The sequence below is a fragment of the Streptomyces sp. NBC_01317 genome (assembly GCF_035961655.1).
In the GTDB taxonomy this organism is placed as follows: Bacteria; Actinomycetota; Actinomycetes; order Streptomycetales; family Streptomycetaceae; genus Streptomyces.
Window position 1 is genome coordinate 7,995,121 of record NZ_CP108393.1, and the last position, 24,250, is coordinate 8,019,370.

Below are 24,250 nucleotides of genomic sequence, written 5' to 3' on the forward strand. Positions count from 1 at the left end.
CGATCCCTGGCCGGGCTCGACAGCCGCGTACACCCGGCTGCTTGCCGGCCCGACCACGGAATACGGCATCACCTGGGATCCGCGGAGCGAGGGCGACAGACCGCGATGGCGGCACAGCTCGCCCGGCTGGCGTCCGGGACCGGCATCGACACCTACCCGGAGATCGCCCGCGCACTGCGCCGGATCCGCCGGAACGAACCGGTGGACCTTTCCGCCGACGAGCCCCTCGATCTGCGGATGAGGACCCTCGCGGCGGAGGCCCGGGCGGCGCGGGGGCTGCTGGAAGCGGCCCGGCACCGACCGGACCCGGCGCCGCCCCCCCACGGCGGCCGATCTCGGCGCGTGGGCCGTGCGGGACGAGGCGCCCGGGGGGCGTTGCGCGTGTTCCTGCTCCTGCCTCTGCCGACCGCGGCGGCGGCGATCCTGAGCCGGCGCCTGTCCGTGCGCCGGCGCGACGACCTCGCGGCGGACCCGGCCGGCCCGATCCGCGCCGAGCGGAGTGCACCGGAATGGGGCCGGCTCGGATGATGAGAACGAGTGACGGGAGAGTCGTGGACCAGCACGCACACGGCCGTCTCTAGGGTGTCTATCGCGAAGGTCCCCGATCCGCCCGGAGATGCCATGACCGTACAGATGAAGTTGACCGCGGTGACACTGGACTGCCCTGATCCGCCGGCTCTTGCCGCGTTCTATCAGCAGGCCACCGGCCTCGAACCCCACCCGGAGTCCAGCGCCGACTTCGCCGGCCTCAAGCGTGAGGACGGACTGTTCATCGGCTTCCAACGGGTCGACGACTACCGGGCGCCGCGCTGGCCCGAGCAGTCCGTCCCGCAGCAGGCCCATCTCGACTTCGCGGTCGAGGACTTGGACGAGGCCGAGGCCCGGCTGGTGGAGTTGGGCGCGGTCAAGCCGGACCATCAGCCCGGGAAGGACAGGTGGCGGGTCTTCCTCGATCCGGCCGGACATCCCTTCTGCCTCGTCAAAGGCTGAGAGCCGGACGGACGACCGCCGTACGGGTCGTGAGGACCGTACGGCGGTCGAGGACCGGACCGTCAGCCGGTGAAGACGGCCTCGGCGCGGTCGCGTGCCTCGTGCAGGTCCCAGTACAGGGGAGCGATCTGTTCGGCCGTGGCGGTGGGGAAGCCCTCGGGGCCGCCCTCGCCGATCCACACGCCGATCGCGACGTGCGCGGCGTGGACGCCGCTGCCGGTCAGCTCCTTGTTGAGGTTGAGGGCCCAGTTACGCAGGGCCGCGGCGGCGGCGTTGACGTTGCCGAGCATCGGGATGGGGTCGACCGAGCCGCCCCCGGAGCTGAACAGCAGCGTCCCCGCCCCGGCCTCGCGCATCGCGGGCAGCACCGCGCGGATGGCTTCGACGGCTCCGTACAGGTAGTACTCGATCTGCGGCTGAAGGTTCTCCACCGTCACCTCGGACGGTGCGGCCTGGGTGAAGCCGGGCACGGGGGAGTGCGGGGCCGGGGAGTACTCCAGCACGTCGACGGAGCCGAACCGGGCCTTGGCGGCCCCCAGCGCGGCGGCCAGGGACGGCCGGTCCAGGACGTCGGCGGCGAAACCCTCGGCGGTGATGCCCTCGCCGCCGAGCTGCTCGGCCAGGGCGTCGAGCCTGCCCTTGTCACGGGCGATCAGCGCGACGTCGAAGCCGCGACGGCCGAAGGTACGGGCGATGGCCAGGCCCATGCCGGGGCCGGCCCCGACGATGGCGATGGTGGACACGATCAGGCTCTGCTTTCCGTGGTACGGGGGGAATGGGGCGGTCAGAAGCGAACGTGGCGGTCAGAAGCGAACGGGGCGGTGAGGAACAGGGGGACGGGACGGTCAGGAGCAGGTGACGGTGATCTTGCCGAGCGCCCCCGCGCCGAACGCGGCGAACGCGTCCGCGGCCTCTTCCAACGGGAAGACGGCGGTGACCGGCACGCGCAGCGCACCGGAGGCGGCCTTCTCGGCCAGCGCGGTCAAGGTCTGGGCGCTCGCGTCGGCCATGACACCGTGGACGATCACATCCTGTCCGGTGACGGCCTCCTGGGTCAGGCCCACCGTGGACGCTATCCGGCCGCCCGGCCTGAGCAGCCCCGCGAGCCGGACCCCGTCCCCGGCCAGGTGCACGATCGCGTCGACGCCTTCGGGGGCGAGCGCGCGGACCTGGGCGGCGAGGTCGCCGGTGAAGTCCACGACGGCGACCTCGGCATCGGTCAGGCCCGACACGAAGTCGGCCTCGGCGCCGGGGCGCGCGGTGGCGATCACGCGGGCGCCCAGGGCGGCGGCGAGCTGCACGGCGAGCGCGCCGACCCCGCCGGTGGCACCGGAGACCAGCACGGTCTCGTCCTTGGCGAGGTCCAGGGCGGACAGGCTGTCGAAGGCCGCGATCCCGGCCAGCCCCAGCGCGCCCGCGTCCTTGATGTCCAGACCCGCCGGGACGTGGGTGACGCCGTAGCCGGCGGACACGGTCACGTACTCGGCCAGCGACCCGGTGCCCAGGAACGGCTTCATGATCACGCCGAAGACCGCGTCGCCGACCGAGAAGCCCTCCACGCCCTCCCCGAGCGCCTCGACGGTGCCCGCGAAGTCCTTGCCGACCACCAGCGGGAACCGGTGCTCCATCATCCCCCGCAGATACCCGGCCGCCGTCGCGGCGTCGAAACCGTTCACCGACGACACGGCCACCTTCACCAGCAGCTCACCGGCCTCCGGGCGGGGGGAGTCGACCTCGGCCACCGCCGGGCTCGAAGGCACCTCGTTCAGTACGAGAGCACGCATGGCTGACACCCTTCGGTAAGTGGAACGGCCTTCCCGTTTCCAGTGCCGCCAGCGTAACAACACAACTGGGCCGCCTGTTCCACTTCGCTAGGGTGGGGCCATGCACAGCGACGCAGCCCCCGACGAGACCCCCGGCCGCCCGCCCGACACCGGGCTGCGCGCCGACGCCGAACGCAATCGCGACCGCATCCTGGCCGCCGCCCGCCGCCTCTTCGCCACCGAAGGGCTCAGCGTGTCCATGGCCTCCGTCGCGCGCGAAGCCGGAGTCGGCAAAGCCACGCTCTCCCGCCGCTTCGCCACCCGCGACGAGCTCGTCAACGCCGTCTTCGCCGACCGCATGGACGCCTATGCCTCGGCCGTCACCGAAGCCCTCGCCGACCCCGAGCCCTGGCGCGGCTTCACCGGCTACGTCACCGCCGTCTGTGCCATGCAGGCCGCAGACCGCGGCTTCGCCGACGTCCTGACCATGACCTTCCCCGCCGCCAAGGCCCTGGAGAAGCGCCGCGCCGAGTCGTACAACGCCTTCCTCGAACTCGTCGCCCGCGCCAAGGGCACCGGTCACCTCCGCGACGACTTCACCAGCCAGGACCTCGTCATCCTGCTCATGGCCAACGCGGGGGTCGTCAACGCCACCGGTGAGGCGGCCCCCGACACCTGGCGCCGCCTCACCGCCCACATGCTCCGTTCCTACGCCGCCCCCGGCGCCCCTCTCCCCGCTCTGCCTGACGCGCCCGCGCGCGCCGCCCTGTACCGGGCCATGGTTCGCCTCACCCGGCCCGGCCCGACCTGAACCGCCGGTCCCGGCCCGGCGTGTTCCTGGTTCGTACGGTGCGAGGTCATGCCGCGCTTCGCGCCGTATCCGTCACAAAACGCGTCACCGCCCGCGCGAAGGCCGCCGGCTCCTCCAGGTGGCCGAAGTGCCCGCTGTCCTCCAGGATCAGCAGGTCCGATCCGGGAATCAGCCGGTGCAGTTCCTCGGCCCACCGCACCCCGCAGATGACGTCGTGGCGGCCGACGACCACGAGGGCCGGCACGGTGAGCGAGCCGAGGGCCGCGCGGTCGTCGATGAGGTCCGGTACGAGATGCTCGTCCAGCCCGGAGACGTGGGACGCCCGTACGGAGGCGCGGAAGGGCGCGAACTCCTCCTCCCGGCCCCAGTAGTCGGCGAAGTACGCGGGGAGCAGCCCCTTGACGACGGAGGTCATCCGCGCGTCGTCGGAGATGGTGGGGATGGCCCGGAACGCGGCGAGGACCTCGGGGAGTCCGGGTCGGCCGGCGTTCCGCGCCGCGAACAGCTCGACCAGACGCATGGCCTCCGCGCCGTGCTCGGGACCGGTCAGCGGCGCGCTCTCGTAGAGGATCACCCCGGCGACGCGCCCGGGGTGACGCAGGGCGTGGTACTGGACGACGAAGCCGCCGTGCGAATGCCCCAGCAGGTGCACCTCGGGGACGCCGAGGTGTTCGATCAGCTCCCCGAGGAACCGGCTGTAGAGGGGCCGGGTGTAGCCGTGGGGGTGGGACGGCAGACGTCCGGAGGCGCCGCTGCCGACCGGCTCCGGATACACCATCGTCAGGTGGCGCTCCAGCGCGGGCATGCGCAGGTATTCCCAGTCGATACCCGGCCCGCCGGAGTGCGCGACGCACACGGGGCCCGTGCCGTGGACGTGATAGCGCTGTACGACACCGTCGATCTCGACAGCGTGCGATCCGGCGGCCAGAGGATCGGTCGCAGAGGTGGTCATGGGGTTCTCCGTAATCCGGCAGGTGTCGATGACACCGGCAGGACGCCGGAGGAGGGGAGAAGTTCGATTTCCGCCATGTGGCGCCCGTCACATGGCGGTGAGTGCCCGGCCCGTCACACGGGGGTGAGCGCCTGGAGAGCCGCCACGGGCCTGGGGTGCAGCAGACGCAGCCGGTACGGACGGCCGGCGCCGTCCAGGGTCATCACCCATGCCACGGAGGGCGGGCAGTGGTCGGGGTCGTCGACCGGGCTGAGGAGATCCATCTCCCAGACGGCCAGGGACCGGCCCGCCACGGTGTGCACCAGGCGCTGGCGCACACCGGCCTCCAGGTCACACTCCATGCCCCGGGTCAGGACGTTCCTGCCGCCCACCGGCTCGTTCCCCCGCAGCAGGGCGATCTCGGGCGACCAGCGCTCCGTCAGCAGCGCGCCGAAGTGTCCGCTCTCGGCAGCGGCGAGTGTCTCGCGTGCCTCGGCACGGCTGGTGCGGAGCCGCCGCGCGGTGTCGCCGTGCGGGGCGTCCGCCGTGGCGGCGAGGGCCGTCGCGAGCTTGGCCCGTCCCTGGCTGAGCCGGCTGCGGACCGTGCCGACCGGGACTCCGCAGGCCTCGGCGATCCGCTCGTAGGAGGTGACGCCGGTGCTGAAATGGCGGAGCACCAGGGGCAGGCGCAAGGCCGGGGACAGCTCCTCCATCGCCTCCCAGGTCCAGTCCCGCAGGGCGTGCCGCTCCAGCCACTGCTCCGGTCCGGGGTCCGTGGCGGGCAGGGGCAGATCGTCGATGGGCCGGTACGGTACGGCTCCGCGCACCAGGGAACGGCTGGCGTTCCGTACGATCATCCGCAGCCAGGCGCCCACGGCCGCCGGGTCGCGCACATCGCCCACGCGCCGCAGCGCGGTCACGGCCGCGTCCTGGAGCACATCGTCGACGTCGGGCCCCGGCCCCAGAATGCTCAGCGCGACCGCGCGCATCCCTGCCCGGTGCCGTTCCAGCAGCAGTCCCAGGGCGGCGACCTCCCCCGCCTGCGCGGCCCGTGTGAGCGCCGCGTCCTCAAGCAGGGCGACTTCTCCCGCGTACCGGTCCATCAGGCCCTTCTTCCCGCGCCGCCGTCGTGCGCGACCGTAATACGAGATTACTGCGCGCCCGCCGACCAGTGCCACGGCAACCCTGCCGATCGCGCGTGGAAATGGATCGCGCCAACGGCTGGGGCTGCCGAAATGGTTGGCGATGTGTGGGCGGAGGGTGTGCCGACCACCGGGCGTGACAACGCGGGAGGGGCCGACCAGCGCTGCTGGTCGGCCCCTCCCGCGTCAGGCATGCCCCCGGTTCGGAGGGGCGCCCATCAGTCCCTGAGCGTCAGTGCTTGAAGGCGTCCTTCACCTTCTCCTTCGCCTGCCGCACGTCGCCCTTCGACTCCTCGGCGCGGCCTTCGGCGGTCATCCGCTCGTTCCCGACCGTACGGCCGGCGACCTTCTTGACCTTGCCCTTGGCCTGCTCGACCTTCGCCTCGGTCTTCTCGTTGTCCTTCATCGTGCTCACGTCCTGCCCTGCTCGTCGAGTATCGCTGGACACCTTTCGCCTCACCCGTACGCCGCCGGCTAAACCTCCGAAACGACCGCACGGCTCCCCAGCCCACTCACGCGGTCGGCCCGGCTGGAACCAGGGCGCTTGGTCCGACTCGGAAGCGCGGTCAGTGATCGTTCAGCGCCTGACGCACGCAGTCCGTAGGAGATCCGGGATGATCACATCCAGTTCCGAGATCCGCTGGAGTCCGCGTTACCGAGGGGCCACGCCTCGATGTCGCGGTAGTGGATCGGCCCGCGGCTGCGGCCGGTGTTGCTGCCGACCAGGTGCAGCCGTTCGGCCGACCACCGGCGGCCGGTGAATCCGGCGAACGTTTCGGCGATCTCCCCGACCGAGGATTGATCCCCCCGACGCGCACGAGCCAACGTCAGATGGGGTCGCAGCGGCCGGTCCTCGAAGACGACACCGCAGTCCTTGACGACGGTACGCACGTCGGCGGCGAGCGCGTGCAGTTCATCGAGGTCGCCGTCGAGTCCGCTCCACAGCACCCGGTCGTCGAAGTTTCCGCTGCCGCGCAGTGCCAGGCGGGGTGGCTGGTGGTGTGCTGCGACGTCGGCGAGAGGCCCGAGCAGAAGCGGGACCGTCTCAGCCGGTAGTTCCCCAAGGAAGGCCAGGGTGATGTGCCAGTCCTCGATGCGGTTCCACCGCATGTGAGGGTGCGTGTCGTACGCGGGGCGCAGCTTCTGGCCCAGTTCCTCTTTCGCGGGGTCCGGCGGCGCGAGGGCGATGAATACACGAATGGTCGCAGGCCGAGTCGGTTCGTTCACACCGCTCTTCGTACAGCATCCGGACAGCGGACCGAGCGGGCCCAGGCGTAGGGGGAGGGCTTCGCAGGCATGATGCGGACGAAGTCACCTCCGGCGACGCCGGTTGGCACCGCCTCCCTCACCTATGCCAAGATTCGAGGGTGGAGATGACCGACGTCACGCGTGCGATCGCGGCCGCGACGTCGGTCGCCGCATCGCTCGACCTGCCGACCGACGACGCGATCGTTCTCCACAACTCGAACAAGCTGGCACTGCGGTTGACGCCATGCGGAGTCTTCGCCCGGGTCGCCCCTGTGGGACAAGAGGTTGCACAGTTCGAAGTCGAGCTCGCCGGGCGACTCGCCGAAGTCGGGTGCCCGGTGTGTCCCTTGGAACCTCGGGCGGACCCGCGTGTGTACACGCGCGATGGCTTCGCGGTGACGCTGTGGACCTACTACGAGCCCGTGACACCTCACACCTCGCCGGTCGAATACGCCAGGGCGCTGAAGCAACTGCACGTCGGCATGCGCAAGGCCGATCTGCCGAGCCCGAGGTTCACGGACCGGATCACGGAGGCGGAAGAAGTTGTCGTCGACCCGGATCGCTCGCCGGAACTCGCCGACGCAGACCGCGTTTTCCTCAGCGGCAGGCTGGCAAGCCTGCGACGAGCGATCGACGACCGCGGTGCCGTGGAGCAGCTGCTCCACGGCGAACCGCATCCAGGCAATGTGCTCAGCACGACAAACGGCCCGCTGTTCATCGATCTTGAGACGTGCTGCCGCGGACCTGTCGAGTTCGACCTCGCCCATGTTCCGGAGGCGGTCTGCGCGCACTACCCGAACGTCGACCAAGGGCTGTTGGACGAGTGCCGACAGCTCGTCCTCGCGATGGTCGCCGCGTGGCGGTGGGAGCTCGGCGACCAGTTTCCGAACGGGAGGCGGTTCGGAGAGGAACTCCTGAGCGCACTGCACGACGGTCCTCCTTGGCCGACACTCGACACGCTGAACAAGCGACTCGGCGGCCTGTAGAAATCGCCGAAGGTCACGTGAGTGCGGCAAGGAACCTGACAGCGAAGGTTGATCACGGTCGTCAGGGCGGCTGGGACTCTTCGTTCGGGCCGGAGTAGGGTGATCCGTCTTGTCCTACGAGCGGAGCGGGCCGGTTCGTGAACCTGGGTGTGATCGGACAGGCGGTCGGGTTGTTCGCCGTCACCAACATCGACGACATCCTGATCTTGGCATTGCTCTTCGCGCGGGGCGCCGGACACCGCGGCTCGACCCGCGGGATCGTGCTCGGCCAATACCTCGGTTTCACCGCGATCCTGGCCGTGGCCGTGGCCGCCGCGTTCGGTTCCTCGTTCCTGCCCGAGTCGGCCGTCCCCTACCTCGGCCTGCTGCCGCTGACCCTGGGCCTCAAGACCGCCTGGCAGGAGTGGAAGGCGCGCGACGCCGGGGAGGACGGCGAAGCCGAAGCCGAAGAGGGCGGCCTCGGTCCGCTGACGGTCGCTGCGGTGACCTTCGCCAACGGCGGCGACAACATCGGCGTCTACGTCCCCGTGTTCGCCACCGCGGGTGTCGGCGGGACGAGCGTCTACGCCGTGGTCTTCCTCGTCCTGGTCGCCGTCTGGTGCTTCGCGGGCAAGTTCTTCGCCACCCGCCCGGTCATCGCCAAGGCACTCGCGCGCTGGGGCCACATCCTGCTGCCCGTGGTCCTGATCGCCCTCGGCCTGCTCATCCTCGCCGAAGGCGGAGCCTTCGGGCTCTGAGCCGGCCCCGGCTTCAACATGGTGGGGCCGGACGCCCCGGGAGAGTTCCGCACTCCAGGAACCGAGGGTGTCGCCGAGCGAGCCCTTCGTACCGTCCGAGTGGGCCGCGTGCCGCGCACCAAAATCCGCCACGCCCCAGCCGCTCGACGAGACACACCAACGCCCCTGCGGGCGCTCCACCAAGTCCGGCAATCCGTGCCGCGTGCAGTTCTCCGGCCCCGGCTTCGCCTGTGAGATACACACCACCGACCATGAGAACGCCCTCGTGGACGCCTACCTCCAGGGACTCGAAACCGGCCGGACACGCGCGAAGCAGTGGGAAAACAACAGGCCGCGGCCGCGTGCATCGAACGCCGTGAACAACAGGTCCGTACCTTCCGGGAAAGCTCGACGCCAACACCCGCCGTCACGAGGACGACGGCTGCCAAGCCGTCACAGTCGCCGGCTACGGATACCGCTGGAGCGGCCCCGGCAAGCCAGAGGTCGAAGACCGGGTACTCCTGCCCGAGAACTACGTCAGCGCCCTGCGCCACGGCCCCGGCCCCTTCCCCGGAACGGTGACCGAACTGGGCACCACCTACACCGGGCCCTCAGTACGATCGTCACCCGGGCCCCTCCACCCCGCCACGGACCGCCTGAATGCTCAACCGCCTGGAGTGCTGGAACATGGCGTGGCGCGTGGCGACGAGCGGGTACTCGATCTGGGTTGCGGCGGCGGGGAACAGCTTCTGCGTGCTCTGACCGCGGACCCGCAACTGCACGCCGAGGGCGTCGACATCAGCGTCGGGGCCACGCATGCCTTCGGCGGCCTGTTGCCCACCCTCGCGGCGGCACGTGAGCATCTGGCTCCGGGCGAAAGTCTGCTGATCGGTGAGGGCTTCTGGGAACGTGAACCGTCACAGGACGCCATCGAGATGCTCGGGGACTTCACCGACCTGGCGGCCACCCTGGACCGCGTCGTCGCCGACGGGTGGACTGCCGTCCACGGGTATGTCAGCACGCGCCGTGAACTGGACGACTACGAGTGGGCCTGCTGGAGGTCGCTGGCCTCATGGGGCCCTGGACCACCCGGCCGACCCGGACAGCTCTCAGGCACTTGAGACAGCCACGACCCGCCGCACCGAACGGATGCGCGTCTACCGGGACACGTGGGGCTTCGTCAGCCTGGTCCTGCGTCAGACATCCGACTGACCTGGACAAGCCCCGGTCGCCCCCGCCTCCTCGGTGGAACCAGTCTTCTGCGGGGAAGTCGAGGAACGCAGCTGTTCTTCCTGATTGTCAGTGGGCCGCTTGACGACCTTGGAGTACTTCGCACCGTACGGCTGGGCGAACGCGGCCGTTGCCGTGGCGGCGTGCTCCTTGTCCTCGACGTCGTAGATCTCCTGGAGCGCGCGCTTGGCCGCAGGCCGGGCCGACGTCGGCAGCGGGTCGAGGACTTCGGCGGTTTTGTGCGTTGCTCGCCGGGTGCGCGCGGATTTGGGTGCGTCCGATGTGCCTTCGACGGGCGCCGGTCCGACCGCGCGTGGGCACCGGCTCCGTCCCACGCGGTGACGCCCCGCGTGACGGCTTCCGCGATGACTGGCGAACTCGCCGATGCCGAGGGGCCGTTCGCCCGGCAACAGTGGCCACCGTCAGTCCGTACGGCGGCGTCCACCCGGTCCGTCCGAGTTTCCGGAGTGGTCCCGCCTCGACCGAGAGGCCCCCCAGTGCACCCGCTCTCCGACGCCCGTACCCCCGTTCGTCCCCGCCTCCGTCTCCGTCGTCGCGCCCGGTCCGGCCCGCGCGCCCTGTGGGCCGGTGGGATCACCGCCGCCGCGCTGATCGCCGCATTGGTTCCCGGTACCGCCGGGGCCCAGGCCGCCGCCAACCCGTACGAGCGTGGTCCCGCGCCCTCCGTGTCCAGCATCGAGGCGGCCCGTGGTTCCTACGCCGTCTCGCAGACCTCCGTCTCCTCGGTGAGCGTGACCGGCTTCGGCGGCGGAACCGTCTACTACCCCACCAGCACCGCGGACGGCACCTTCGGAGCCGTCGTGATCTCGCCCGGCTTCACCGCCACCCAGTCGAGCATCTCGTGGCTCGGTCCCCGCCTCGCCTCCCAGGGTTTTGTCGTCTTCACGATCGACACCAACACCACCCTCGACCAGCCGGACAGCCGGGGACGCCAACTGCTCGCCGCGCTCGACTATCTGACGGAGCGTTCGTCGGTACGCACCCGCATCGACTCCGCGCGTCTGGGAGTCATGGGCCACTCGATGGGCGGCGGCGGCACCCTGGAGGCCGCGAAGAGCCGGCCGTCGCTCCAGGCGGCCATCCCGCTGACCGGGTGGAACACCGACAAGTCCTGGCCCGAGGTCCGTACGCCCACCCTCATCATCGGGGCGGACGGGGACACGGTCGCGCCCGTGGCCTCGCACTCGGAACCGTTCTACACCTCGCTGCCCAGCTCGCTGGACAAGGCGTATCTGGAGCTCAACGGCGCCACGCACTTCACGCCGAACTCCTCCGACACCACGATCGCGAAGTACAGCATTTCGTGGCTGAAGCGGTTCATCGACGACGACACCCGGTACGAGCAGTTCCTCTGCCCGCTGCCGAGGCCGAGCCTGACCATCGAGGAGTACCGGGGCAACTGCCCGCACGCCTGACCCACCGTCCGGACCACTGACCCACCATCCGTTCCCCTGACCCACCGTCCGTTGGGCTGTGCCGGCGCACAGCGGGGCGCCGGCCCGGCTGGGTCGGCGCCCAAGACCCGCGCCACGGGCCTCACGCCCGTGGACGCGGGCCTTCCGGCGTCCGTTACGCGCAAGTAACGTCACGGAGATGAACTCATCGACAACCGTGCGTAGTTCACGTCCGCTGTACGGCCGAAGCGGTGAACTCGCCATCCTGGGCACGCTGCTGGACCGCCTGAGGGCAGGTCACGGTGGCACGCTCGTACTGACCGCGCCACCGGGCCTGGGCCGTACCGCACTCCTGGACCACACCGCCGCCTTACACACTGACGGTACGGTCCTGCGCGCCGAGGCCGCGGCGGCCGAACGGCTCCTGCCCTACAGCGGGTTGCACGCGCTCCTGTGCTCAGCGCCGCACGCGCCCCTACGGGCGCCCGTGCCGCCCCTCCTCCCGCTCGGCGCCGGAGTACGGATGGGGCCCGCCGGGACCGCCCTGCTCAACCGTCTGACGGATCTCGGTGCCCGTGAACCGCTCCTGGTCCAGGTGGACGACGCCCACGCCTGGGATCCCGCGTCCCGTGCGGCGCTCGCTTTCGCGGCCCGCCGGCTGCCGGCTCGTGGCCGGGTCGCGGTCCTGCTCGCGGTGGCGGACCACGGGCCGGGCGCGGACGCCTTCGCCGGACTGCCCGCGCTGCGCCTCGGCCCCCTGGACGATGAAGCGGCCGACGCGCTGCTCGATGACCTGACGGATCGTCAATTGGGCCCGGCGGTACGGGAGGAGCTGCGCCGCGAGGGCGCGGGCAACCCCCGGCTGCTCACCGCCCTGGCCGGACATCTGAGCACCGCGCAACTCTCCGGCCAACAGCCGTTGCCGCAGCCGCTGCCCGGCGGTGAGGAGCTGCTGGACGCCTACGCGACCTGTCTCGACACGCTGCCCGCCGACACCCGGGCCCTGCTGCTCTTCGCCGCCGCGGCGGCCGAGCACGAACCGGACGGGGCGGGAGCGGACGCCGCACTGCTGCTGAGAGCCGGAAGGTCGGCCGGGATCCACCCCGGCCGGCTGGCGCCCGCCGAACAAGCGGGAGTGGTACGCAGCGGAGGCGGCCGGGTCCGCTTCATCCACCCCCTGCTGCGTACGGCGGTCCTGCGCACGGCGCCCCCGGCCCGGCGCCGCGCCGTGCACCGCACCCTGTCCGCCGTCCTGGACGGCCCTCACCAGGCACTGCCGCGCCTGGTCCAGGCGGCTTGCGCGGCGCCGGGGCCCGACGCGGCACTGGCGCACGCGCTGACCCGTGCCGCCGTGCCGCCGCGCCCGTACGCCGACCGGGCCGCGGCGCTGGTCCGCGCGGCCGGGCTCACGGCGGACGAGGTCCTGCGCGGCGCGCGCCTGGCCGCGGCCGCCGAGCAGGCGTGGCTGGCCGGGCGGCCCGGCGAGGCCCGCCTGCTGCTGGCGCGGGTACGGACCGTACCGCCGCCGGGCCGCGCGCACTACGTGCACGGGCTGCTCGCCCTGTGCGACGGTCCTGCGGCCGACGCCAGGGAAACCCTGCTGATGGCGGCGGACCTGCTCCGCGCGCACGACACGGAACGGACCGTGAGCGCGCTGCTGGGCGCGGCGGAGGCGGCCTGGGCGATGGGCGACGCGTCGGCCTGCCGCGAGGCGCTGGACCGTATATGTCCTGAACCGGCCGACCCGGTGCTGGAGTTGTACCGCGCGGGCATGTCGGCGGTCCTGGCCGGGCGTACGGGTGAGGGACACGCGCTGCTACGGGGGTACTTGGGGGCGATGGGTGACCGGGGGTCCCACGAAGCCGCCGACCCCGGTGGCATTCCGGGGTCGGCGGCCGGCGCGGGGTCGCGTGCCGAGGGCGTCCCGCAGACCGGTCCGCCTACCGACCCGTGGATCGGCGAGAAGATCAGCTCACGGATCCGTGCGAGAGGAGACGAGGGCATCGGCGCAAGCATCAACGCCGAGACACGGCCGGGCACGCGACAACACGTCCGCCCAGGTGAGCCCGTAAGGCCTGGCAGTCCAGGCAAGCCCGCTGAGCCTGCGGTGCCCGGTGAGCCCGGAGATCCCGCGGCGCTGTTGAGAGCCGGGGTGGCCGCCTTGGTGCTGGGCGAGGTGGACACCGCCTGCCGGGTGGGGGCGAGGGCTTTGGCGGTGGTGCGTGGTGGGGGGGTTGGGGTGTGGTTGGTGCGGGCGTTGGTGTGTGTTGTTTTTGGTGAGTTGCGTGTGGGGCGTTTTGGGCGGGCGCGGGTGCTTGCTGGGGAGGGTGTGGTGGTGGCGGGGCGGTTGGGGCTGGGTAATGCGGTGGTGTGTTTGCAGGCTGTGCTGGCTTTGGTGGCTTCTGTTGAGGGTGGGGCTGGTTTGTGTGTGAGGTATGCGCGTGTGGCGTTGGCGGAGGCGGGGTCTCGTGGGCTTGTCCTGGCGGCTTCGTTGGCGGGGTGGGCTGTGGGTCGTGGGGAGTTGGCGGTGGGTCGGTGTGGTGAGGCGGCGGCGCGTTTGGGGCCGTTGGTGGGGCGGGGTGCGGGGGGTGGTCATTTCGCGGTTCGGATGTTGGTTGTGCCGTGTTATGTGGAGGCGATGGTGTTGGGGGGGCGGGGTGTTGAGCCGGGGGTTGGTGTGGTGGTGGAGGAGTTTGGTGTTTGGGTGGGTGGTTGTGGGGATGTGGTGGTGTCGGCTCAGTTGGCGCGTTGTCGGGCTTTGTTGGCTTCTGGGGGTGAGGCGGGGTGGTGGTTTGAGGAGGCGTTGCGTCGGCATGGGTGTGTGTCTGGTGATTTTGAGCGTGGTCGTACGTTGCTTCTTTATGGGCATTGGTTGCGGCGTCGTCGCAGGACTCGTGAGGCGAGGGGGCCGTTGCGGGATGCTCTTGTTGCTTTTGAGTGGTGTGGTGCGGATTTGTGGTTGGGGCGGGTGCGTGGTGAGTTGCGTGCTGCGGGTGAGGCGGTGTCCGATCCGGCGGGGGAGCGGTTTCGTGGGGTGGGTGTGTTGCGTGTGTTGACGCCTCAGCAGCAGCGGATTGCGCGTTGTGTGGCGGAGGGTGCCACTAATCGTGAGGTGGCGTTGCGCTTGTCGTTGAGTCCCCGTACGGTGGATCACCATCTGCGTAATGTGTTCGCTACCCTGGGCATCCGTTCCCGCATCGAACTCGTCCGGTGGCTCGACCAGGCCTAGGCCGTGTCGTTCGGATCATCTGATCGTTGGTCTGGGTGTGCCGTTAACTGATGCGCAGTGGGCGCGGATCGAGCCGTTGTTGCCGGACCGGACTCCCAGGCGGGGTGGGCGGTGGCGGGATCACCGTGAGGTGATCGATGCGATCGCGTGGAAGTTCCAGACCGGGTCGCAGTGGGTTCATCTGCCGGAGATATACGGGAACTGGCGGGGGGTCTACAACCGGTTGCGGATGTGGGCCGTCGACGGGACCTGGGAGCGGGTCTTCGCCGCGCTGATGGCGCGGGCCGACGCCGATGAGGACCTGAACTGGGCAGTCTCGGTGGACTCCACCATCGTGCGCGCGCACCAGCACGCGGCCGGGGCCCGCAAAAAAGGGTCCCGGCCGGCGAGCCGCACGACCATGCCATCGGCTGCTCCCGCGGCGGACTGACCACGAAGATCCACCTGGCGTCCGACGACCGGTGTCGGCCCCTGGCGTTCGTCCTGACCGCCGGGCAGGCCGGCGACGCACCCGCGTTTCCCGAGGTCATGGCCCGCCTGCGCGTCCCCCGCCCTCGCGGGCGGCCCCGCACCAGACCGGACGTGATCCTGGCCGACAAGGCGTACTCCTCCTGCGCTATCCGGGAACACCTGCGCAGACGCGGCATCCGGGCGGTCATCCCCGTCCCGGCCGACCAGCGCGGCCACCGACTCCGTCGCGGCAGTCGCGGCGGCAGACCACCCGCTTTCGACCGTGAGGCGTACAAGCAGCGCAACACTGTCGAGCGGTGCATCAACCGCTTGAAGCAGTGGCGCGGCCCGGCCACCCGCTACGACAAGACCACGACCATCTACCTCGCCGGACTCCACCTCGCAGGCATCTTCATCTGGTCCGCCCGATGATCCAAACGAAACGCCCTAGTCTTCTGAGTCAGGAATTCTGTTCAGATGTTTAGGCTTGGCCTGTACTGGACGGCCGAAGGCCGAGTTGGTTCTGTCGGACGAGGAGCGGGCTGCGCTCGAGGGGTGGGTGCGGAGCCGTTCCACGCCGCAGGCGTGGGCCTTGCGCTGTCGGATCATCCTGGCCTGCGCGGAGGGCGCCTCCAACAAGGACGTCGCTGCCCGGCTCGGCGCGACGCCGCATGCGGTGGGCCGCTGGCGGGCGAGGTTCGTCGAGTATCGGATCGCCGGCCTGGGCGACATGCCCCGCTCGGGCGGTCCCCGGACGGTGAGCGACGAGCAGGTGGCCGCGCTGGTCACCAGGACGCTGGAGTCGGCTCCGAAGAACGCGACGCACTGGTCGACGCGGTCGATGGCGAGGCGGACGGGCCTGTCGCAGTCGACGGTGTCGCGGGTCTGGCGGGCGTTCGGTCTGCAGCCGCACCGGTCGCACACGTTCAAGCTGTCGACAGACCCGTACTTCGTCGACAAGGTCCACGATGTCGTCGGCCTCTATCTGGACCCGCCCGAGCGGGCTCTGGTCTTCTGCGTGGACGAGAAGTCGCAGATCCAGGCCCTCGATCGCTCGCAGCCGGTGCTGCCGATGATGCCCGGAGTGCCGCAACGCGTCACGCACGACTATGTCCGCGCCGGCACCACCACCCTGTTCGCCGCCCTGGAGGTCGCCACAGGCAAGGTCATCGGTTCCCTGCATCGCCGCCACCGCGCCGAGGAGTTCAAGAAGTTCCTCGTCAAACTCGACCGGGAAGTGCCCGACGGCCTCGACATCCACCTCGTGCTGGACAACTACGCCACCCACAAGACCCCGGCCATCAAGACATGGCTACTGGCCCACCCGCGGTTCCATCTGCACTTCACGCCGACTGGATCGTCCTGGCTCAATCTCGTGGAGCGATGGTTCGCCGAGCTGACGAACAAACAGATACGGCGAGGCGTCCACAAGACCGTCCAGGCCCTGGAGAAGGACATCCGGACCTGGATCACAGCCTGGAACACCGACCCCAGGCCCTACATCTGGACCAAGACCGCGGACGAGATCCTCGAACGCCTCGCCTCATATCTGAACAGAATTCCTGACTCAGAAGACTAGGGGGTGTCTGGTTTGCGGTGTCTGGTGCGCGCGTTCGTGGTGTTGTCGGACCGGGCGGGTGCGTCCGGTATGGGGTGGGTGCTCCGTCTTGGGGTCGCGGGCACCGGGCGCGGCGGGCCAGGCCCTGCGGGCGGACGGCCCTACTTCGCGGACACGCTCTGGGCTGTGGGGCATCCTCTGTGGTGCTGGAAGCGGGTGGGGTTTTCGGGTGTGTTGTCCGGGTGTGGGGTGAGGTCGTTCGTCGGTGAGGGAAGTTGGTGTGCTGCGTTCGGGCCCGGTGAACGCTTTTCCGTCCTTGCCTGTCTGGCGGGTATGGGCCGTATGCGTGGCGTGGGCGCCCGGGCGGTGTCCGGCCGGGCGCGTCGTCTCCTGGACCGCGTGGTGTTCGTGGCGCTGTGCGTTTGGTGGCCGGCCGGGGTGCGGGCGGGGCGGCGGCTGGGTGTTCTTGTGGGTGTGGGTGTGGGTTTAGGTGGGTGGTGTGTGTTGGGTGTTGGTGGGGTTGGGGGGTGGGGGGTAGTGGCCTTGGTCGATGAAGAATTGGATGTAGGTGGTGAGGAGTTGGGGGGTGATGGGGGGGCAGTGGATGTTGGTTCCGGTGAGTGCCCGGGTTGTTTCTGTGGTGTCGATGGGGGGGTAGAAGGCGTCGGTGTGGTTGGTCATCATGTCGAAGGCGTGGAGGAGGGGTTGGAGGGCGTTGTCGGGGTTGTTCTGGATGGTTTGGGTGAATTGGTGGCGGGTGGTGTTGTGGAGTGGGTAGCCGAGGGTGCGGAGGTGTTCGATGCAGTCGGTGAGGGTGAGGGGGTGGGGGTTGTGGAGGTGGTAGGTGTGGCCGGTGGTGTGGGGGTTGTCGGCGAGGGCGAGGATGGCGGCGCTGACGTAGTCGGCGGGGAGGAGGTGGAAGCGGCTTTGGGTGTGGGTGGGGGCGGTTTGTGTCTGGAGGATGCCTTTGAGGGTGAGCCAGACGAAGTCGCGGGTTTGGCAGGCGCCGTTTTTCTGGTCGCCGGAGATGACGTCGACGCGGTAGGTGGTGACGGGGATGCCGCGGGTGCGGGCGATGTCGAGGATTTGTTCGGCGACCCATTTGGTTTTGAGGTAGCCGCTGGGGAGGTGTTGGGGGGGTCCGGTGGGGTCGGTTGGTTTGAGGGGGGTGCCGGGTGTGCGGGGGCCGTTGAAGACGCCGACGGTGGAGACGTGGTGGACGGGGATGGTGTGGTGGCGGGTGGCGAGGCGGAGGATTTCTTGTGTGCCGCCGACGTTGGCGGGTTTGAGGGTGGTGTAGGGGTGGAGCCAGTGGACGGTGGCTCCGGCGTGGTGGATGACGTCGAGGGTGCGGGCGAGGGTGTTGAAGGTGTTTTCGGTGAGTCCGAGGAGGGGTTGGGCGAGGTCGCCGGGGTGGACGGTGAGGCGCTGGGGGTCGATGTCGTCCCAGACCCGGTACCACTTCAGGCTGGTGGTGAGGCGTTGGAGGGCGGTGGTGGTGTCGGTGCCGCGGACGAGGCAGTGGATGTGGGCGGTGGTGGTGCGCATGAGGTCGCGCAGGAGGAATGTGCCGAGGAAGCCGGTGGCGCCGGTGAGGAGTATGTGGCGTGGTGGGGTGGTGCGGGGGGTGTGGGGGGTGGTGGGGCGGATGTCGTCGTCGAGGTGGATGTCGGCGGTGTAGTCGGTGGTGTCGGGGGTGTTGGTGGTGTCGGCGGGTTGGGTGCTGGTGGTGTGGGGGGTGAGGCGGGTGAGGAGGTGGGTGGCGAGGGCGTGGGGGTGGGGGTGGTCGAAGACGAGGGTGGCGGGGAGTTTGAGGTGGGTGCGGGTGGTGAGGCGGTTGCGTAGTTCGACGGAGGTCAGGGAGTCGAGGCCGAGTTGCTGGAAGGGGCGGTGGGGGTCGATGTGCTGGGGGGTGGTGTGTCCGAGTGTTCCGGCGATTTCTTCGAGGATGGTGCGGGTGACCGCTTCGTGGCGTTGTTCGCCGGTGAGGTGGGTGAGTTGTTCGGTGAGCGGGGGGGTGTGGGGGGTGTCGCTGTGGACGTGTGGGCGTGGGGGGCGGTGGGCGAGGGTGGTGAGGACGGTGGGGATGTGGGGTTGTGCGCTCAGGGCGGTCAGGTCGAGGGGGGTGGCCACGGTGTCGGGGCGGCCGGTGCGCAGGGCGAGGTCGAGGAGGGTGGGGCCCTGGGTGGTGGGGACGGGGAGCAGGCCGGTGCGGGCGATGCGTTTGAGGTCGGTTTCGCTGAGGTTGCCGGTGAGTCCGGTGCTTTGGGCCCATAGGCCCCAGGCGATGGAGGTGGCGGGCAGGCCGGTGGCGGCGCGGTGGTGGGCCAGGGCGTCGAGGGAGGCGTTGGCGGCGGCGTAGTTGGCCTGGCCGGGGCCGCCGATGAGGGCGGCGACGGAGGAGAACAGGACGAAGGCGGTGAGGGGGAGGTGGCGGGTGAGGTCGTGCAGGTGCCAGGCGGCGTCTGCTTTGGGGGTGAGGACCGCGGCCAGGCGTTGGGGGGTCATCGCGGGGATGAGCCCGTCGTCCAGGATGCCGGCGGTGTGGATGACGCCGGTCAGGGGCCGGTTTGCGGGGATCGCGTCGATGAGGGCGGCGAGCTGGTCGCGGTCGCCGGCGTCGCAGGCTTTGATCGTGACGCTCGCGCCGAGGCGGTTGAGTTCCTGTGCGAGTTCCTGGGCTCCGTGTGCCCGGGGGCCCTGGCGGCCGGCGAGCAGGAGGTGGCGTACGCCGTGTGAGGTGGCGAGGTGGCGGGCGAAGAGGGAGCCCAGGGTTCCGGTGCCGCCGGTGATCAGGACGGTTCCCCCGGGGGTGAAGGCGGGTGTGGTGGGGGGCTGGGGGCGGGTGGCCCGGGTCAGGCGGGGCACGGTCATGGTGCCCTGGCGGATCGCGGCCTGGGGTTCGCCGGAGGCGGCGGCCGCGGCGATGAGGGCGGGGTCGGTGCCGGGTTCGGCGTCGATGAGGATGATACGGCCGGGTGCTTCGGACTGGGCGGAGCGCAGGAGGCCCCAGGCCGCGGCGGCGCCCGGATCGGTGATCGGCTCCCCGGGGGTGGTGCTGACGGCCCCGCGGGTCAGGACGGTCAGGGTGTGGGTGCTGTCCTCGTCGGCGAGGTGGCGCTGGGCCAGCTGGAGTGCGCGCAGGGTCGTCTCGTGCAGCGAGGCCAGGGGATCGGCCGGGTCGGCGGAGCGCAGGCGCTCGATCACGTTGCCGGCCGGCATGCCACCGGCCGGCATGCCACCGGCCGGTACGCCACCTGCCGGTATGCCGTCGGCCGGTACGCCACCTGCCGGTGCGCCGGCGGCCGGCGTGTGGGTGGCCGGTATGCCGTCGGCCGGTGTTCCGCCGGCCGGTATGCCGTCGGCGGGTGTTCCGTCGGCGGGTGTGTGGGGGGCGGGTGTTCCGGTGGTGGGGGTGAGGTGGTGGGGTGTCCAGTCGAGGTGGAAGAGCGCTTCGTGGTCGCGGGCGGCCGCGGCCGCGAGTGCGGTCAGGTCCAGGGGCTCCACGGTGACGGCCGTGATGTCCGCGACGGGCTGTCCCGCGGGGGTGGCCAGCCGTACGCTCGCGGTGCCTTCGCCGCCGCGGGCCAGGTGTACGCGCAGGGTGGTCGCTCCGGCGGCGTGGAGCCGCACGTTGTGCCAGGCGGTGACAATGCCCGCCCCCGCCCCCGCCCCCGCCTCGGTCTCGGCTCCGGCTCCGGTCTCGGCTCCGGCCTCGGCCTCGGCGTCGGCTCCGGCCTCGGCCTCGGCGTCGGCTCCGGCCTCGGCCTCGGCGTCGGCTCCGGCCCCGGTCTCGGCTCCGGCCCCGGTCTCGGCTCCGGCCCCGGTCTCGGCTCCGGCCCCGGTCTCGGCTCCGGCCCCGGTCTCGGCTCCGGCCCCGGTCTCGGCTCCGGCCCCGGCCTCGGTCCCGGCCCCGGCCCCGGCCCCGGCCCCGGCCTCGGCCTCGGCCCCGGTCTCGGCTCCGGCTCCGGCCTCGGTTCCGGCTTCCCCGGCCCCGGCGTCGGTCTCGGCCTCGGTTTCCCTGTTCCCTGTGTCGGTTCGGGTTTCCCCGGCTCCGGTTTCCCCGGTCTCGGCTTTTGGTTGGGTGCTGGTTTTTGTTGGGGTGGGGGTGAGGAGGGGGAGCAGGGCGGCGTCGAGGAGGAGGGGGTGTAGTGCGTAGGGGTTTGTTTCTGTGGGTGTGCCGGGTGGCAGTTCTACTTCGGCGTACAGGTCGTGTCCGTGTTGCCAGAGGCGGGTCAGGGCCCGGGTCTGTGGGTCGTGTGTGATTCCGTTTTTGGTGGATTGTTCGTAGAGGGTGTGGGGGTCGAGGGGGGTGGCGCCGGCGGGTGGCCATGGGCCGGGGTGGGGTGAGGGGGTGTTGGGTGTGGTGGCCGGGGTGGGGTGGGGTGTGGTGCTGAGCAGGCCGTGGGCGTGGGGGGTCCAGGGGGTTTGGGTGTGGTCGGGGCGGGTGTGGAAGGTGAGGGTGCGTTGTCCGTTGGTGTCGGGGGCGCCGAGGCGGATCTGGAGGTGGATGGCTCCTTCGGCGGGCAGGGTGATGGGTTGGGTGATGTGGAGTTCGTCCAGGGTGGTGCAGTGTGCTTCGTCGCCGGCGCGTATGGCGAGTTCTACGAGGGCGGATTCGGGCAGGACGGGGATTCCGCCGCGGGTGTGGCCGGCCGGCCAGGGGGTTGTGGTGCGGGTCAGGCGGCTGGTGAACACGGTTTCCTGGGTGCCGCTGAGGGGGAGTGCGGCACCGAGCAGGGGGTGTGCGGCGGGGAGGAGTCCGAGTCCGTTGGCGTCGGCGGGTGTGGTGGCGGGGTCGATCCAGTACCGCTCGTGCTGGAAGGCGTAGGTGGGCAGGGGGATGTGCCGGGCGCCGGTGCCGGCGAAGTAGGCCTTCCAGTTGGGTCCTGCTCCGGTGTGGTGGAGCCGGCCGAGGGCGGTGGCCAGTGTCCGGGCCTCGGGCCGGCCGTGGTGGAGCAGGGCGGTGGTGGTGAGGGTGTCGGGGGTCCCGTGGAACGCGTTTTGTGCGAGGGCGGTGAGTACGCTGTCGGGTCCCAGTTCGACCAGGGTGGTGACGCCGCGTTCTTTGAGGGTGTGGAGTGCGTCGTTGTAGCGGACGGTGTGGCGGACCTGGTTGGCCCAGTAGTCGGGGGTGCGCAGGTCCTCTCCCTCGGCGGGGCGGCCGGTGAGGGTGGAGACGACGGGGATGGCCGGGGGGTGGTAGGTGAGTTGTTTGGCGGTGGTACGGAAGTCGTCGAGCATGCCGTCCATATGAGGGGAGTGGAAGGCGTGCGACACCGTGAGCCGCCGCGTCCGGTATCCCTGTTCGGCCAGCCGGGCGGCCACCTCCTCGGCTGCTTGTGTGTCGCCGGAGATGACGACGGAGGCGGGCCCGTTGACAGCCGCGACACCGATCTCGCTCTCGCGTCCCGTGAGGAGGGGGCGGACCTGGTCCTCGGGCGCCTGGACGGCGATCATGGCCCCGTTGGGGGGCATGGCCTGCATGAGGCGGGCCCGTGCGGTGACGAGGCGGGCGGCGTCGGCCAGGGTCAGGACACCTGCCAGATGAGCCGCGGTCACTTCACCGATGGAGTGCCCGGCGAGGTAGTCGGGGACGATGCCCCAGCTTTCCACCAGCCGGTAGAGGGCGGCTTCGAGGGCGAAGAGGGCCGGCTGGGTGTGGGCGGTGTCGTCGAGGCCTTCACCGGTGGTGATGATCTCCCGCAGGGGGCGTGGGAGGTGGGGGTCGAAGTGGGCGCAAATAGTATCGAAGGCTTCGGCGTAGGCGGGGTAGGCGGCGTAGAGTTCCATGCCCATGCCGGTGTGCTGGGCGCCTTGCCCGGTGAACAGGAACGCGATCCGTCCCACCGCCGGCCGCCCGCCCCCCGCCGGCACCCCTTCCGCGAGCGCCCGTAGTTCCGCGAGGAGTTCGTCGCGGGTGCTGCCGGTTATGACGGCGCCGTGGTCGAGGGTGGTGCGGGTGGTGGCCAGCGAGTACCCGATGTCCCCCACGCGCAGCGAGGCATCGGCCTCGACATGCGCCAACAGCCGTTGTGCCTGCCCGGCAAGCGCCTCCGGGGTCTTGCCGGAGAGGATCCAGGGCACCACCCCCGCCGGACGCACCACCCCGGCGCCCGGCTCCCGCGACAGGACCGACAGGGCTTGCGGGGCCGCCACTTGCGGGGCCGACAGGGCCTGCGGGGCTTGCGGGGCCTGTGGGGTTGGTGGGGCTTCCTCCAGGATCACGTGCGCGTTGGTGCCGCTGACTCCGAACGCGGAGACGGCGGCGCGCCGGGGTTGGCCGCCGCGGGTGGGCCAGGGGCGTTTTTCCCTGAGTAGTTCCACGGCGCCCAGGGACCAGTTGACCATGGGGGTGGGTTCGTCGATGTGGAGGGTGGGGGGCAGGACGCGGTGGCGCAGGGCCTGGACCATTTTGATGACGCCGCCGACGCCGGCCGCCGCGACGGTGTGGCCGATGTTGGATTTCAGTGAGCCGAGCAGGAGGGGTTGTCCGGTGGGGCGGTTCTGGCCGTAGGTGGCGAGGAGGGCTTGTGCTTCGATGGGGTCGCCGAGGCGGGTGCCGGTGCCGTGGGCTTCGACGGCGTCCACATCGGTGGGGGTGAGGCGGGCGTTGGCGAGGGCTTGGCGGATGACGCGTTCTTGTGAGGGGCCGTTGGGGGCGGTGAGGCCGTTGCTGGCGCCGTCCTGGTTGACGGCGCTGCCCCGCAGCACGGCGAGCACCCGGTGGCCGTTCTTCTGGGCGTCGGAGAGGCGTTCGATGACCAGGATGCCGGCGCCTTCGGACCATGAGGTGCCGTCGGCCGCGGCGGCGAAGGATTTGATGCGTCCGTCGGGGGCCAGGCCTTTTTGCCGGGAGAAGTCGACGAAGCCGCCGGGGGTGGCGGTGATGGTGGCGCCGCCGGCCAGTGCGAGTGTGGATTCCCCGCTGCGTAGTGACTGTGCGGCGAGATGCAGGGCGACCAGGGACGAGGAGCAGGCGGTGTCGATGGAGACGGCCGGGCCTTCGAGGCCCAGGGTGTAGGCGATACGGCCGGAGGCGACGCTGCTGAGGCGGCCGGTCATGAGGTGGCCTTCGAGTTCCTGGGGTCCTTCGAGGCCGAGGTAGCTCTGTTCCACCAGGCCCGCGAACACGCCGGTGCTGGAGCCTTTGAGTGAGGCCGGGTCGATCCCGGCGTCCTCCAGTGCCTCCCACGCGGTTTCCAGGAGCACGCGCTGCTGGGGGTCCATCGCCCTGGCCTCGCGGGGGGACACGCCGAAGAAGCCGGCGTCGAAGAGGGCGGCCCCGTCGAGGAATCCGCCTTCCCTGGTGTAGGAGGTGCCGGGGGTGTCGGCGTCGGGGGAGTAGAGCTGTTCGAGGTCCCAGCCCCGGTCGGTGGGGAAGCCGCCGATGGCGTCGGTGCCTTCGGCGACCAGGTCCCACAGGCCGTCGGGTGAGGTGACGCCGCCGGGGAACCGGCAGGCCATCCCGACGATGGCGACCGGTTCCTCACCGGCGTTCTCCAGCTCGGTGATGCGCTCACGGGCCTTTTGCAGATCCGCGGTGACCCACTTCAGGTAGTCGACCAGCTTCTGCTCTTTGGACGGGTCAGCGGACATGCGGGATCAGTCTCTCCTCGTCGGTGCCGGTGGGCCGGTAGGCCGGCGGGCCGGTGCCGCCACCAGAACAGCAGTGGTGGCGGCGGTGGCGGAAACGGCGGCGGCGGTGGTGGCAGTGGTGGGGGTGGGGGTGGTGGCGGAAACGGCGGCAGTGGTGGGGTGGTGGGGTGTGCTCCGGGCCG

16 protein-coding genes and 2 pseudogenes are annotated in these 24,250 nt (G+C 70.8%); 10 read left to right on the forward strand and 8 right to left on the reverse strand.

The window, feature by feature from the left end; genetic code table 11:
• The first annotated feature begins 105 nt into the window (after positions 1-105).
• Both OG349_RS34535 and OG349_RS34540 read left to right on the forward strand, forming a co-directional pair.
• On the forward strand, positions 106-528 hold the full coding sequence (locus OG349_RS34535; protein WP_327238368.1) for a hypothetical protein: 423 nt from the start codon (positions 106-108) through the stop codon (positions 526-528).
• Between the two features lie 93 nt (positions 529-621).
• The gene (locus tag OG349_RS34540; RefSeq protein WP_327238369.1) at positions 622-990 is read left to right on the forward strand and encodes a VOC family protein; all 369 of its coding nucleotides are present in this window, start codon (positions 622-624) and stop codon (positions 988-990) included.
• A 62-nt stretch (positions 991-1,052) separates the two neighbouring features.
• On the opposite strand, the gene OG349_RS34545 is transcribed toward OG349_RS34540, so the two are convergent.
• Positions 1,053-1,733, reverse strand: coding sequence for an SDR family NAD(P)-dependent oxidoreductase (locus OG349_RS34545; protein ID WP_327238370.1), 681 nt, complete (start codon positions 1,731-1,733; stop codon positions 1,053-1,055).
• 102 nt (positions 1,734-1,835) lie between these two features.
• Entirely contained in the window at positions 1,836-2,774 is a 939-nt protein-coding gene (locus OG349_RS34550; RefSeq protein ID WP_327238371.1) for an NADP-dependent oxidoreductase, read from the reverse strand.
• Positions 2,775-2,874: 100 nt separating this feature from the next.
• Between OG349_RS34550 and OG349_RS34555 the strand changes: the two genes are divergently transcribed.
• Positions 2,875-3,564 (forward strand): TetR/AcrR family transcriptional regulator, encoded by a 690-nt coding sequence (locus OG349_RS34555; protein WP_327238372.1) that lies wholly within the window; start codon positions 2,875-2,877, stop codon positions 3,562-3,564.
• Between the two features lie 46 nt (positions 3,565-3,610).
• On the opposite strand, the gene OG349_RS34560 is transcribed toward OG349_RS34555, so the two are convergent.
• From OG349_RS34560 to thpR, 4 genes are all read right to left on the reverse strand, one after another.
• A complete protein-coding gene (locus tag OG349_RS34560; protein WP_327238373.1) occupies positions 3,611-4,516 on the reverse strand; it encodes an alpha/beta fold hydrolase in 906 nt (301 codons plus the stop codon).
• Positions 4,517-4,629: 113 nt separating this feature from the next.
• Positions 4,630-5,598 carry an RNA polymerase sigma factor gene (locus OG349_RS34565; RefSeq protein WP_327238374.1) on the reverse strand — a complete coding sequence of 323 codons (969 nt, stop codon included), beginning with the start codon at positions 5,596-5,598 and terminating at the stop codon, positions 4,630-4,632.
• Positions 5,599-5,869: 271 nt separating this feature from the next.
• Positions 5,870-6,043, reverse strand: coding sequence for a CsbD family protein (locus OG349_RS34570; protein WP_327238834.1), 174 nt, complete (start codon positions 6,041-6,043; stop codon positions 5,870-5,872).
• A gap of 212 nt (positions 6,044-6,255) precedes the next feature.
• Positions 6,256-6,864 carry an RNA 2',3'-cyclic phosphodiesterase gene (gene thpR, locus OG349_RS34575; RefSeq protein WP_327238375.1) on the reverse strand — a complete coding sequence of 203 codons (609 nt, stop codon included), beginning with the start codon at positions 6,862-6,864 and terminating at the stop codon, positions 6,256-6,258.
• A gap of 146 nt (positions 6,865-7,010) precedes the next feature.
• Here thpR and OG349_RS34580 point away from each other — a divergent pair, with 146 nt between their 5' ends.
• From OG349_RS34580 to OG349_RS34590, 3 genes and pseudogenes are all read left to right on the forward strand, one after another.
• Positions 7,011-7,871 (forward strand): aminoglycoside phosphotransferase family protein, encoded by an 861-nt coding sequence (locus OG349_RS34580; protein WP_327238835.1) that lies wholly within the window; start codon positions 7,011-7,013, stop codon positions 7,869-7,871.
• A gap of 137 nt (positions 7,872-8,008) precedes the next feature.
• Positions 8,009-8,608 (forward strand): cadmium resistance transporter, encoded by a 600-nt coding sequence (locus OG349_RS34585; protein ID WP_327238376.1) that lies wholly within the window; start codon positions 8,009-8,011, stop codon positions 8,606-8,608.
• A 635-nt stretch (positions 8,609-9,243) separates the two neighbouring features.
• A pseudogene (locus OG349_RS34590) lies at positions 9,244-9,799 on the forward strand (SAM-dependent methyltransferase).
• On the opposite strand, the gene OG349_RS34595 reads toward OG349_RS34590, so the two are convergent.
• A complete protein-coding gene (locus OG349_RS34595) occupies positions 9,784-10,227 on the reverse strand; it encodes a transposase (RefSeq protein WP_327238377.1) in 444 nt (147 codons plus the stop codon). The pseudogene OG349_RS34590 and the gene OG349_RS34595 sit on opposite strands and share 16 nt — an antisense overlap.
• An 87-nt stretch (positions 10,228-10,314) precedes the next feature.
• Here OG349_RS34595 and bdeA point away from each other — a divergent pair, with 87 nt between their 5' ends.
• The 4 genes and pseudogenes from bdeA to OG349_RS34615 all read left to right on the forward strand — a co-directional run bounded on the left by bdeA (position 10,315) and on the right by OG349_RS34615 (position 16,490).
• On the forward strand, positions 10,315-11,253 hold the full coding sequence (gene bdeA / locus OG349_RS34600; RefSeq protein ID WP_442806352.1) for a bis(hydroxyethyl) terephthalate hydrolase: 939 nt from the start codon (positions 10,315-10,317) through the stop codon (positions 11,251-11,253).
• A gap of 196 nt (positions 11,254-11,449) precedes the next feature.
• Positions 11,450-14,461 carry a helix-turn-helix transcriptional regulator gene (locus OG349_RS34605; protein ID WP_327238378.1) on the forward strand — a complete coding sequence of 1,004 codons (3,012 nt, stop codon included), beginning with the start codon at positions 11,450-11,452 and terminating at the stop codon, positions 14,459-14,461.
• Positions 14,397-15,343, forward strand: a pseudogene (locus OG349_RS34610) (IS5 family transposase). Before OG349_RS34605 ends, OG349_RS34610 begins: the two are co-directional and overlap by 65 nt.
• Before the next feature lie 55 nt (positions 15,344-15,398).
• Positions 15,399-16,490, forward strand: a complete 1,092-nt coding sequence (locus OG349_RS34615; RefSeq protein ID WP_327238379.1) for an IS630 family transposase — start codon at positions 15,399-15,401, stop codon at positions 16,488-16,490.
• Between the two features lie 465 nt (positions 16,491-16,955).
• On the opposite strand, the gene OG349_RS34620 is transcribed toward OG349_RS34615, so the two are convergent.
• Positions 16,956-24,068, reverse strand: a complete 7,113-nt coding sequence (locus OG349_RS34620) for a type I polyketide synthase (RefSeq protein WP_327232575.1) — start codon at positions 24,066-24,068, stop codon at positions 16,956-16,958.
• Positions 24,069-24,250 lie beyond the last annotated feature (182 nt).